This window comes from Ruegeria sp. BC6, assembly GCF_056539185.1.
Genome location: NZ_JBQFUM010000001.1, coordinates 1 through 11,806 on the forward strand (window position 1 = coordinate 1; position 11,806 = coordinate 11,806).

The window sequence follows — 11,806 nt, forward strand, 5'->3', positions numbered from 1 at the left end:
GAACTCAACGAAAGACCCAGAAAGACCTTGAATTACTTCTCACCCGCAGAGAAGTTCCAAGAGTGTGTTGCGGCGATCAGTTGAATCGGCACCGCAATGCAGTCATTGAGCGTAGGTGAGCGAACGTCTGCCTTGAGCCCATTTTGACCAACGCTGCGTAATGTTCGAATGGCAGGAATTCGAATGAAGCGGACATGGTGCAATTTCTGAGCATTCGGTCTCAATGCCGTTGAGAGAAACTCAAGCGGTCGCAATGCGAAATCACACTCCTAATTTGGTGGAATCCAATTGGCTTGTCTCATGGCGTCACCGAGGTCTTGCCCATATTTCGGATTTGCAAAAAGTTTCTTAAACAGTGCATCCACGCGACTGTCCGGCCACTCGCGTGACAGTTGTTCTGATAGAGACTGAGCTTGAGCCTTATTCCCCAACATCTGATGTGACGCCATTAGGTAAGCAACGGAGACAGGTCCGACAGGGCCGCCTTTCTCCGTTACTTGTTCAAAGGCTGACACAGCACCTTCATAGTCCTTCAGATGGAATTTTGCTGACCCCATCGCATTCTGAAACACATAAGCCCGTTCTAGCTCAATTTTTGAGAGTGCGTCCTCGCTAATTGCTATGACTTGTTCGAATGAACCAGAATAAAGCAGGACCAGCGACACGAACTCCAACACATGTACGTCGTGTGGTGCCAAACGTTGCGCTCTTTGTGCAAATTCTATTGCCTCAGGCCAGTTTCCCTTGGCAAAGTTGACCCAGGCCATTGCGGATTGGCTCCAACCCGTTTCCGGAGCCAACTCGATGGCCCGTTTGGCTTGAGCATCGGCATAGTTCAACATGTCCTGAGCCAAGTCGGTATCGGATGTAAGTACAGCAATTGTCGCAGCGACCTGAGCAGTACCTGCATAGCCGCCGAAATAGCTGTCGTCGTTTTCAATTGCCCCCTTGAATATGGTCAGGGCCGCTTCAAGACGCGCAGGTTCCAAAGCCGGAAAGATCAGGTCTCGACCAGTATTGGCTAGATTTACAGCCTGTAGACGCATTGGGGATGCGCCAAAAATTGCGCTGCGCTCGTCACGGCTCAGGCCATCTACGGATAAATCAGTCGGAAGATCCTGCTTTGTCGAGCTCATCCAAAAAGCAACAGCAACATAGCCTAAAATGATAATCCCGATAATCCCAACACCTGGCCGAGCCCATGCGCGCGCACTGGTTTCCAGCTCTGAGAATTCGGGCTGTGCCGGTTCGAAGCCGCTTCTCAAAATCCGAGGTGCGTAACCACCCTTTGGGAGTTCAAACACCGTTTTCTCGTCCTGCCCGTCGGCAGCGTAATATTCAGCAAGCTTTCGGCGCAGGCGACCAGCATCGACCCGAACCACGTTTTCACGGCGCGACATCTCTGACAGGGTCCCACCATAAACATCCATTGCGATGGTCTTGGCACGAATATCATCGGCCCGACCATTGAGCGACTCTTCAACCACATACACCAGAAAGTCCTGCAAGCGCTGCGAGCCCGTGAAAGTCGAAGACCTGATAAGCCGCTGAAGTGCCGCCCGAACATCTTTTGCAGCAGGTGAACCGCTTTCATTCAGTGGAGAAGATGTGTTTTTGGTTAAACCCATATTTTCAGTAAGTTACGCATCTGATTACACCGTATTATGCCCCGATATACCTATTGTTAAAAGTGAATTCGTCCAACACTCCCCTAAACCAGTTGATCCATTGAACGAGCTCCGAAATGAAAGGCATCGCCCTTGATATCCTGTTTCCCAACCATCGGGCCGCGATTGCGGACCTAAGGCGGGCGGACACCGTTTTCGATGAAATCTGCCGAGACTATCAGCTTCTAAGTGACGAGTACCTCTCCGTGAACACTGAGCCGAGAAGTCGGTCGTACACGATTGCCCGCGACATCCGCGAGTCTTTGGATGGTCTTCGGGATGAAATTGCTGAATCGCTGCGGCGTGCAGGGAAGATATAATTCAAATAGGGGAAGGGAAACCGATGAGATCAAAATTGAAACATGCCACAGCCATGGTGCTGATTTCTGGCGCGGGTTTTGCCCAAGAAGCGCCTATCATACACGACGGCGAGTTCGAGTTTCTCCGCGCGCAGTTTGGCGAGCAATGGGATGCTCAGGATGCGGAGGTAGAAGTTAAGCTTGCCGAGATCCGTGGCGCGAATGGAGGACAACCACCCAACATTCTCTACATTCTGATTGACGATGTGAGTTTCGGTCAAATGGGCAACCGGACGATGAACTATGTCACCGGTTTCGATACGCCCAACATCAATGACTTTGCCACAGAAGGCATGTCTTTGATGCGAATGTACACGGAGCCATCCTGCACACCGACTCGAACGGCGATGTTGACCGGTCGACATCCGGTGCGCGCGGGCGTGGAAGAGGTCAAGGTCGCCCTGGTCGGCGAAGGTCTTGCGTCCGAGGAAGTCACCATCGCCGAAATCCTCAAGGAAGTAGGGTACAACACCGCGCACGTCGGGAAATGGCACCAAGGCGATATTGAACAGGCCTATCCGCACAATCAGGGCTTCGACTGGGCGGCTTTTCCCTTGCATCAGCAGGTTCAGCTGAGCTTGATGACACGTGATGCGATGGTCGCCAACAATATGCTTGGTTACCATTGGTCAGGGCAGTCCAACCAATTTCAATTGGACGAGCGGTTCAAACCCTATGGCCTTGTGACCGGCGTAGAAGGTGAAGCGGGTAGTCTGGCTCGCGAAGTCGAAATGGAGCCCGGCGAAGAATGGACCCAGGCGAAATACGAGGAAATGAACTTGCGCTATCAGCTTCAAGCATTGGAGCAGCTGGAGCGGCTGGCTTCGCAGGACGCGCCATTCTTTATGCAATACTGGCCACTCTATCCGCTGAACTTTGCTTATCCTGAGCAGGCCGTATCTCGCAACGGCGGCTTCCATGCGGACAAATTGCAGGTTCTAGACGGTTGGATCGGCGAGGTTTTGGCCAAGCTGGATGAAACCGGCAAGGCGGATAACACCGTCGTCATGATCATGGCTGACAATGGCTTGATGTATCATTATGAGGGGACTTCCGGCCTAAACCAACTGATCTATCGCGGCGGAAAGACACAGCACCTTGAAGGCGGTGTGAGAACTGATGCGTTCATCCGGTGGCCCGGTGCAATCGAAGCGGGCAGTGCGGCAGGTGACATCGTTCATGTCTCGGATTTGTTTTCTACATTTGCCCGGATCGCGGGCGCGACAGACCACATTCCACGCGACCGGGTGATTGATGGCATCGATCAGACGGCATTGTTGCTCGAGGGAGAAGGCAATTCGCGCCGCGATTACGTCTATGTGTACGAAGGGCCAGTATTGCGTTCGGTGGTGAAGCAAGAGTTCAAGATGCATCTGCCAGCCCCCGGTCAGCCAGGCGCGGCGGCCCCTGTCTTCAATGTCTATCGCGATCCCCGTGAAGAACATCCGCTTGTCGGGTATTCACTGTGGTCCGGGGCGTCTTTCCAAGACATGGTAAAGCGCCATCAGAAAACCATCGTGAAGCACCCTCACAAACCGCTCGGCAAGGGTGTCCCTTATGAAGGAATTGAAAATCTCAGGCCCGAAAGCGAATTGGCCCGAGAAGTCTTTTCAAGCTGGCAATGACGAACTTGAGACGGCGGTGCCTAAGCGCCGCCGTCTGACTGGTCGCATGAATTTTTCCAAGGTGTGCGATGACCCGCATCTCCTTTCATCTGGCAGTCTTAACTTCAACGTTTCTCGTGATGGCTTCTGCCACCAATGCCGAGGAAAACGCGTCAAATCCACTGGCCGCGGTTAACAACACAGACATTCGCTATCAGTACTTCGATCTGGAAGGTGGCGCAGACCGTCAAGACTTGTTCATCGATGGTGCATACAGGCACTGTCAAAGCAAACTGACTTGAGGCGGGAAGGGCGGTTTTGTAGCGTCGCACCATGACCCAACGATCGCCGTTTCGCTATTTCAAAACCAGTCCAGAAATCATCCGTCTGGCGATGATGCTGTATGTTCGGTTCCCACTGTCGCTTCGGAATGTGGAAGATCTGCTGTATGAGCGCGGCATCGACGTGAGCCATGAAGCCGTTCGGTTTTGGTGGCACAGGTTTGGGCCTATGTTTGCCAACGAGATCAGAAAACGACGGGTCGAGGGGATGAAGTCGAGCCAGTGGCGAAGGCATCTGGACGCGATGTTCGTGAAGATCAACGGCGAAAAACACTATCTGTGGCGGGCTGTGAATCACGACGGCGAGGTGCTCGAAAGCATTGTCACCAAGACCAGAGATTAGAAAGCGGCATTGAAATTCCTAAGAAAAGCAATGCGGAAGCGTGGCCGACCTGACGTAATCGTGACCGACCGGCTCCGGTCATACGGACTTGCCTTGAAAGATATCGGTGCCGACCATCGCCAGGAAACGGGGCGCTGGCTCAACGATCGCGCTGAGAATTCACATCTGCCGTTCCGACGACGAGAGCGGGCGATGCTTCGCTTCCGGCGGATGCGAAGTTTACAAAAATTCGTCGCCGTCCGTGCCTCGATCTATAACCTGTTCAATTCGGAGCGCGCGCTTTCCTCCAGACCAAACTTCAAGTCGAACCGGGCCGCCGCACTTGCCGAGTGGCGGGGTCTCTGTGCCGATTAAGGGACAGCCATTCTGTCCATGTGGAGACTGGTTTGCATTCGGCTGGCAGCACCGCCACTCACTCCCGCCTTTCGCCACTGTTTTTTGCCACGGGTTTCTGTGGGTGGTACCGTGGGCTGTGCCGCTCCACCTTGATCAGAGAAAGCGCGATATGCAGACTGAGGCCGCTTTTCCGAAGCGTGCAAAGTTTACCTAAATCCGCTGCGGTCCATTCATCGCTCTGCTTCCACGATGTTGACTGAAAGATAGGATCGTCCATCTGGGCGCTGGCCAGACAGGAAACCTTTCGCGATCTCTACTCAGACAACACTGCGCCATTCAGGTCAAAGTGCATTGGGAACAATGCGCGCAGAAACCGGAAAACAATTCTCATTGCTTCGTCGCGGTCAAATGAATCCGGGTGGAGTAGGTAATCAGTCCACATGCCTTCGAGCATTGCGAGTGTGCCGTGCGTGGCGTCCCTGGCAACTTGATTAGGGTGTTCCGTGCCAGTTTCTTTTGCAATTCGAGCGAAAGCGTTGAAAACCAAGTTCCGAAGCTTGGCGTCGCGGGTATCTGAAAACGCAGCGATTGCTGCTCTGTTTCGGGCCTCGCCTCGAAATGCGTACCAAATGGAGACGTTTTTCTTGTTGAGAATGGTTTCACTCAAGTCACCCCGAACAATCATCTCAATATGTTCCTGTCCGGTTTGCCCGGTCGCTTCCAACAAGTCATAAATGCCATTGTAGTATTGTTCGGATGAATAGCGGGCGGCTTCGTCGACCAAGTTGTCCTTACCACCAAAATGAAGATGAATCATACCGCGGGACAGATTGGCGCGTTGGATGATTTCGCTGACTGAGGTCTCGGAAATCCCTTTCTCTGCCACCGAGTCGAGTACGGCCTCGATCAGAGAAAGGCGATTTCGTTCGCGTATTTCTTGTCGTCTTCCGGTCATATGATTAGGCGGCTCTATTTGTTTTCAGTCTCTTGCGGTGGCGTCTAGTGGCCGATGCGAAGTTGGCCAGCCTCTATGTCGAAATAATCAGTTGACACAACTAGTGCAAAAATCCCAGATTTAAATGGACGATTGTCCATTTTGTGATCGACTGTTGTCACAGCATCGAAAACGACGTTCAGCAGGGAAGCATGGCAGGAGTACTACGAAGTGAGACGGGCAAGGGCCTGGCACTTAGCGCGCCTGCGACGCTCTACGTGGGGCTGCTTGTAGCCGTACCGCTCTGTATTCTTGTCGCCTACAGTTTTTGGACCCAGACATATGTTCAGATTGACCGGACATTGACTTGGTCGAACTACCAAGAGGCGTTTACCGACCCCTTGGTTCGACACCTAATGATCCGTTCGGTTGCAATTGCGGGTGCGGTGACCTTAACAACGGTTTGTCTGGCCTATCCGATTGCCTACTTCATTGCTTTTCGTACGCAAAAGAAGACCCTCTGGCTTTTGCTGATCACTATTCCTTTTTGGAGCAGCTACCTTCTGCGCGTGTTCAGTTGGAAACTCATTCTTGGTTTCAACGGGGTGTTGAACTCGGCGTTGATTTCACTGGGTTTGATACAAGAACCGCTGACATTCCTGCTCTACAATGAGTTTGCTGTGGTCCTTACGCTCGCCCACGCCTGGGCACCGTTTGCCATCCTGCCGATCTATGTATCGCTGCAAAAGATTGACCGCAGCCTTTTGGAGGCCGCAACGGACCTTGGCTGCAGTAAGTTGGAGCGCTTTGTACGTGTGACACTGCCTCTGACTGTGCCGGGGATCATCGCGGCCTGCCTGATCATTTTCATCCCAACTGTCGGCGATTACGTCACTCCGGCCTTGGTCGGTGGATCTCAGGGAAAAATGGTCGCGAACTTGATCCAGGTGCAGTTTGGCGCCGCCAATAATTGGCCGTTGGGTGCAACTCTGTCTCTTCTCGCCATGCTTTCGGTCGGCTGCGTTGCGATCCTGTTCGTGGTGGTCGTCACCGCATTGGGTCGGAGGATCAGATGACCGGGACATTTCGCATCTCATGGTTGCTGGTTTATGCGATTGCCTACCTGGTGTTTCTCTATCTGCCGGTTTTGCTGTTGCCGCTGTTTTCGTTCAATGACGGAACCATCGTGGCGTTCCCGCTCAAAGGTTTCACGTTGAAATGGTACGCGCAGTTGGGTCAGCAAGACACGCTGTTGCAAGCCATGGTGAATTCGCTGATCGTCGGCAGCGTGACCGCCGTGATGGCAACTTCTCTGGGTCTCTTTGCAGCTCGCGCCTATGTCCGTTATCGCTTCACGGGGCGTGAGTTGTCCGAGGGATTGGTCATGCTTCCACTGGTCATTCCCGGCATCATCGTTGCCAGTTCAATGCTGGTTCTGTTCATCAGCATCGGGCTGAAACCATCGCTGACCACTGTGATCCTTGGGCATGTGTTTGTGGCGCTGCCCTTTTCCGTGTCGATCATGAAGTCTGCGTTCGACGATTTCGACCAGTCCCTGGAGGAGGCCGCGTTCGATCTTGGCGAAAGCGTTGTTGGAACGTTTCGACGTGTTACCCTGCCAATCGTCGCGCCGGGTATCATTGCCAGCCTATTGGTCACCTTTACAGTGTCGTTTGACGAGTTCGTCTTGGCCTTTTTCCTATCCGGAAACAGCCCAACACTGCCGGTTTATATCTGGAGCCAGATCCGCTTCCCGGCAAAACTGCCCAACACGTTGGCGCTTGGGTCGCTGCTTTTGCTGTCGTCTGTTCTGCTGCTGTTGATTGCTGAATATTTCCGCCGCCGATCCATCCAGTCCTCAGATTGAAACCAAAGGAAACAAGTAAGATGAGCGAACAGAACATCATCGAAATTCGGGGCGTAGAAAAACGCTTTGGTTCCTTTGTGGCTGTGTCTGATCTGAACCTGACCTTGAAAGAAGGTGAGTTCTTTTCGCTGCTTGGTCCTTCGGGCTGCGGCAAGACAACGGCATTGCGCATCATCGCGGGTTTTCAGGATCACGAAGAAGGCGAGATCCGGATCGATGGTCGAACAATGGGAGAGGTGCCTGCCAACAAGCGTCCCACCAATATGGTGTTCCAAAGCTATGCGATCTTTCCGCACCTGAACGTCGGCGACAATGTTGGCTTCGGATTGCGCAAAACAAAGCTGTCTCGGAGGGAAATCAAAGAGCGCGTTGCCGAGGCGCTTGAGATGGTCGAGCTTGGCGGCCTGCAGGACCGAAAAGCCAACGAATTGTCAGGAGGTCAGCGGCAACGTGTGGCACTCGCCCGGGCACTCGTTATGCGGCCCAAGGTATTGCTCTTGGATGAACCGTTATCTGCGTTGGACAAAAACCTGCGCGAAGCGATGCAGTTGGAAATGCGACGCCTTCAACAGAAGCTTGGAATTACTTTCGTCATGGTCACGCATGACCAGTACGAGGCGATGACCATGTCCGACCGCATCGGCGTCATGTTCGCCGGGCAGCTCAAGCAGGTGGATAAGCCAGAGGTCCTGTATTCCCAACCCTGCAACCGGGAAGTGGCTTCTTTCATCGGTGGAATGAACTTTCTGGATGCCGAAGTGACTTCGGAGAATTCTGAAACGCTCGAAGTCAACGTCAAGGGCTTTGGGAAGATGGAAATCGGGGTGAACCCCAACGTCCAGGTGCATGACAAGGAACTCCTTGTCGGGGTTCGACCTGAGCAACTTGAAATCAGCTCGGAAAAACCGGATGGCTACGATGCTCTTGTTAAGGGCGAGGTTTCGGACGTCGCCTTTTATGGTGAGAGTGTCCACTATTATGTGCGCGTCGACGGTCTGAAAGACAGCATCGCCGTCGCAGTACCAAACTACTTTCACACGGTCGACCACACGCGCGGCGATACCGTCTGGCTTGGCGTTCAAAGCGCCTCGGTGATTGACTTGGGTAAGCGTGAATCTTTGGGAGGAGAACAATGATTAAAACAGCATCACTTACGGCAGCAGTAGTTACCACCTTTACCGCGAGCCAGGCTCTGGCGAACGCCGCTGACCTGACCGTTTTTGACTGGTCCGGTTATGAGGATCAGGGTTTCTACGGCGATTATGTCGAAAAGTACGGTGGGGCGCCCAGCTACACCTATTTTGGCAGCGTGGAAGAAGCGTTCACCAAGCTTCAGTCCGGGTTTGAAGCCGATTTGGCTCACCCCTGCACAGATGCTCTGAGGAAATGGGTGGCAGCAGATTTGATCAAGCCTATCGACACCAGCAAGCTGGAGAATTGGGACAAGTTGATGCCCAAGATCAAAGAGGTCGATGGCATTACGATCGATGGGCAGACCTACATGGTGCCGTTTGAGTGGGGCAACACTGGCCTGATCTATCGCACCGATATGATTTCGGCGGATGATGTTTCGCTGCAATTGCTTGCAGATCCCGCCTATCAGGGCAAAGTCGCCATTCCGGACGCCGCTTCCAGTGCCTTTGCAATGGCAGCCTTGGCGACTGGAGCGTCCAGCTATACCAATATGAGTGACGAGGAATTCCAAAAAGCGGCGGACTATCTGCGCGCGGTTCATCCGAACGTGCGGTTTTATTGGTCTGATGCCGGCCAACTGGATCAGGCAATTGCCAGCGGTGAGGTCACGCTGGGTTGGGGATGGAACCAATCGGAACTGAACCTGATCTGGAACGAAACCCCAGCGGTCATGATGCGTGATGTGGACAAAGGCATCGCGACCTGGGTCTGCGGTTATGTACATCTGAAATCCGCGAAGCAGTCGGATGAGCAGGTCTATGACATGCTGAACGCGCTCAGCTCCGCGGCAAGTGGGAAGTACATCATTGAAAGCTGGGGGTACGCCCACGCCAATGAAGACGCTTTTGCACAGGCAGACCCGGAGTTGATCGAAACTTACGGGTTCTCGGATGTGGACAGTTTCTTTGAAGGCAGCTTGTTCTTCGACGCCGTTAACCCCGAGTTGGAGGCCAAGATGTTGAAGGAATTCGAGCGCATAAAAGCGGGCTTCTAAGGGCGCTCTTACAACGCAGCCGGGAATGGTGGGGATGTAGAAACCCTTCCATTCCCACGAAACTATTTCCGATTTTCTTGGAGGAAGCGCGGCAATGTCAGGCGCTGACGGATATTCTGTACTCTTTGAACCGGTTCAAATTGGGCCAGTGACGGCTCGAAACCGGTTCTATCAAGTGCCCCATTGCAACGGCATGGGGCACTTGCGACCGCAGGCCGAGGCCGCGATGCGGGCAATGAAGGCCGAGGGTGGTTGGGCCGTCGTCTCCAATCAGGAGACGGAAATTCACCCGACTTCTGACCTGTCCCCGTTTGCCGAAAACCGACTTTGGGATGAGCGGGATATCCCGGCGCTGCGCCTGATGACCGAGGCGGTGCATGGAAAGGGGTCTTTGGCGGCTATTGAATTGGCGCATAACGGTCACCATGCGCAAAATCATCTGAGCCGCGCCCCTTTGCTGGCGCCTTCAGAACTTGCCTTGCAAACTGCTTATCCCAAGCAAGCCAGGGCGATGGATAAGGCGGACATTCGCGAATTTCGCAAGTGGCATCGCGCAGCGGCTCGCCGCTCGCGCGAAGCCGGGTTCGACATCGTGTATGTATATGCCGGGCATCACATGACATTGCCTCATCATTTCCTGCTGCCACAGTTCAATGATCGAACGGATGAATATGGAGGTTCATTGGAGAACCGGGTGCGGCTAACCCGCGAGGTTCTTGAAGAAACCAAGGAGGAGGTTGGAGATGATTGCGCCATTGCCCTGCGATTTGCGGTTGACGAAATGCTCGGGGTAGACGGCATGCAAGCGCAGGAAGAAGGCCGTGCTGTAGTCGAATTGCTGGCCGAGCTTCCAGACCTTTGGGATGTTAACGTGGCAGATTGGAGCAACGACTCTGCGACGACCCGGTTCGAGCCCCGCGACGGCTTTCAAACCTCATATATCGAATTCGTGAAACAGGTGACTTCCAAACCTGTTGTTGGCGTCGGGCGTCTTACGTCGCCGGACTTGATGGCGTCACTGGTCAGGAAAGGCATCCTCGATTTTATCGGCGCGGCGCGGCCATCCATCGCTGATCCGTTTCTGCCCAACAAAATCAAGGAAGGTCGCATCGAAGAAATCCGTGAGTGCATCGGATGCAATATCTGTGTTTCATCCGACTCTCTCGGTGTCCCCATACGCTGCACACAAAACCCGACCATGGGCGAAGAGTGGCGGCGGAAATGGCATCCAGAGTTCATTGAGCGTCGGGGGAAAGAGAAAACTGCGCTCGTTGTGGGCAGCGGACCAGCCGGACTTGAATGCGCCATGCAATTGGCGCGGCGGGGATACGAGGTAACTCTGGCGGAAGCCAAGCAAGAGCTTGGCGGCCGTGTCTTGCAGGAGTCTGGTCTGACCGGGCTATCCGCTTGGAAACGCGTCACCGATCACAGGATTTATGACCTTAGGCAAAGAGGGAACGTTCAACTGTTCACCGACAGCCTGTTGTCAGCGACCGAGGTTGTCGAGCTGGGTATTCCGAACGTCTTTGTTGCAACTGGCGCAAAATGGCGACGAGACGGGCGCGGGAAATCTGGATTTCACGGCGTATCAATAAGCGCCGGAGCTCAGGTATTTACGCCGGATGACATCATGTCAGGGACAATGCCGGGGAGCGGTCCGGTTTTGGTCTACGATGATGAACAGGCATATCTCGGTGGTGTGTTGGCGGATCATCTGGCTCGGGCTGGACATGAGGTCGTCTTTGTAACCCCGGCTTCAATGGTTTCGCCGTTTACTGAACTGACGTTGGAACAAACACGAGTACAACGCAGTCTTCTGGAAGGCGGCGTTCAACTGGTCCTGTCTCATACATTGGACAACGTGGCGCCGGGGCAGGCGACCGTGCGATGTGCGTACACGGGGCGAGAACAGACCAAAGAATGTGGTTCAGTTGTGTTGGTGACGCAGCGCGCGCGCGAAACCAGCCTCTACGATGAGCTGCGCAGCTTGGCCAACAACTCGCTGACTACGTTGGAATTGATCGGGGATGCAGCAAACCCCGGCTTGATCGCGGACGCAGTATATTCGGGCCACATGGCTGCTCGGAATTTCGAGCGCGAGGCGGGCGAAATTGACCGCGAATTTTTCCGTCGGGAACTCGTTTCCCTTGAACTTGTTTGAGGTGCG

General features: G+C 53.8%; 10 protein-coding genes and 1 pseudogene. 9 read left to right on the forward strand and 2 right to left on the reverse strand.

Features of this window, described 5'->3' with window-relative positions:
• Positions 1 to 269: 269 nt before the first annotated feature.
• The gene (locus ACR0MM_RS00005; RefSeq protein WP_480693702.1) at positions 270 to 1,493 is read right to left on the reverse strand and encodes a tetratricopeptide repeat protein; all 1,224 of its coding nucleotides are present in this window, start codon (positions 1,491 to 1,493) and stop codon (positions 270 to 272) included.
• 251 nt (positions 1,494 to 1,744) lie between these two features.
• On the opposite strand from ACR0MM_RS00005, the gene ACR0MM_RS00010 reads away from it, so the two are divergent.
• From ACR0MM_RS00010 to ACR0MM_RS00025, 4 genes and pseudogenes are all read left to right on the forward strand, one after another.
• A complete protein-coding gene (locus ACR0MM_RS00010; RefSeq protein WP_170436799.1) occupies positions 1,745 to 1,987 on the forward strand; it encodes a hypothetical protein in 243 nt (80 codons plus the stop codon).
• Positions 1,988 to 2,022: 35 nt separating this feature from the next.
• Positions 2,023 to 3,651, forward strand: coding sequence for a sulfatase-like hydrolase/transferase (locus tag ACR0MM_RS00015; protein ID WP_480693704.1), 1,629 nt, complete (start codon positions 2,023 to 2,025; stop codon positions 3,649 to 3,651).
• Positions 3,652 to 3,719: 68 nt separating this feature from the next.
• Complete coding sequence (locus ACR0MM_RS00020; RefSeq protein WP_170419481.1) at positions 3,720 to 3,932, forward strand: hypothetical protein; 213 nt, start codon at positions 3,720 to 3,722, stop codon at positions 3,930 to 3,932.
• A 31-nt stretch (positions 3,933 to 3,963) separates the two neighbouring features.
• Positions 3,964 to 4,668 (forward strand): annotated as a pseudogene (locus ACR0MM_RS00025) (IS6 family transposase).
• A 295-nt stretch (positions 4,669 to 4,963) separates the two neighbouring features.
• Here the strand turns inward: ACR0MM_RS00025 and ACR0MM_RS00030 are convergent.
• Positions 4,964 to 5,605 carry a TetR family transcriptional regulator C-terminal domain-containing protein gene (locus ACR0MM_RS00030; protein ID WP_480693706.1) on the reverse strand — a complete coding sequence of 214 codons (642 nt, stop codon included), beginning with the start codon at positions 5,603 to 5,605 and terminating at the stop codon, positions 4,964 to 4,966.
• A 191-nt stretch (positions 5,606 to 5,796) separates the two neighbouring features.
• Here ACR0MM_RS00030 and ACR0MM_RS00035 point away from each other — a divergent pair, with 191 nt between their 5' ends.
• The 5 genes from ACR0MM_RS00035 (at position 5,797) to ACR0MM_RS00055 (ending at position 11,800) form a co-directional block, all read left to right on the forward strand.
• Entirely contained in the window at positions 5,797 to 6,660 is an 864-nt protein-coding gene (locus ACR0MM_RS00035; protein WP_170371572.1) for an ABC transporter permease, read from the forward strand.
• Complete coding sequence (locus tag ACR0MM_RS00040; protein WP_480693708.1) at positions 6,657 to 7,451, forward strand: ABC transporter permease; 795 nt, start codon at positions 6,657 to 6,659, stop codon at positions 7,449 to 7,451. The genes ACR0MM_RS00035 and ACR0MM_RS00040 overlap by 4 nt, the downstream gene beginning before the upstream one ends.
• A gap of 20 nt (positions 7,452 to 7,471) precedes the next feature.
• A complete protein-coding gene (locus ACR0MM_RS00045; protein ID WP_170419476.1) occupies positions 7,472 to 8,587 on the forward strand; it encodes an ABC transporter ATP-binding protein in 1,116 nt (371 codons plus the stop codon).
• The gene (locus tag ACR0MM_RS00050) at positions 8,584 to 9,639 is read left to right on the forward strand and encodes an extracellular solute-binding protein (RefSeq protein ID WP_480693710.1); all 1,056 of its coding nucleotides are present in this window, start codon (positions 8,584 to 8,586) and stop codon (positions 9,637 to 9,639) included. The genes ACR0MM_RS00045 and ACR0MM_RS00050 overlap by 4 nt, the downstream gene beginning before the upstream one ends.
• A gap of 94 nt (positions 9,640 to 9,733) precedes the next feature.
• Positions 9,734 to 11,800, forward strand: a complete 2,067-nt coding sequence (locus ACR0MM_RS00055; protein ID WP_480693712.1) for an oxidoreductase — start codon at positions 9,734 to 9,736, stop codon at positions 11,798 to 11,800.
• The last annotated feature ends 6 nt before the right edge of the window (positions 11,801 to 11,806 follow it).

What these genes read in the sequence shown, in the direction of transcription:
- ACR0MM_RS00010 (WP_170436799.1), top strand. Translation starts at nt 1,745, where the DNA reads ATGAAAGGCATCGCCCTTGATATCCTGTTTCCCAACCATCGGGCCGCG.
- ACR0MM_RS00020 (WP_170419481.1), top strand. Translation starts at nt 3,720, where the DNA reads ATGACCCGCATCTCCTTTCATCTGGCAGTCTTAACTTCAACGTTTCTC.
- ACR0MM_RS00030 (WP_480693706.1), bottom strand. Translation starts at nt 5,605, where the DNA reads ATGACCGGAAGACGACAAGAAATACGCGAACGAAATCGCCTTTCTCTG.
- ACR0MM_RS00035 (WP_170371572.1), top strand. Translation starts at nt 5,797, where the DNA reads ATGGCAGGAGTACTACGAAGTGAGACGGGCAAGGGCCTGGCACTTAGC.
- ACR0MM_RS00040 (WP_480693708.1), top strand. Translation starts at nt 6,657, where the DNA reads ATGACCGGGACATTTCGCATCTCATGGTTGCTGGTTTATGCGATTGCC.
- ACR0MM_RS00045 (WP_170419476.1), top strand. Translation starts at nt 7,472, where the DNA reads ATGAGCGAACAGAACATCATCGAAATTCGGGGCGTAGAAAAACGCTTT.
- ACR0MM_RS00050 (WP_480693710.1), top strand. Translation starts at nt 8,584, where the DNA reads ATGATTAAAACAGCATCACTTACGGCAGCAGTAGTTACCACCTTTACC.
- ACR0MM_RS00055 (WP_480693712.1), top strand. Translation starts at nt 9,734, where the DNA reads ATGTCAGGCGCTGACGGATATTCTGTACTCTTTGAACCGGTTCAAATT.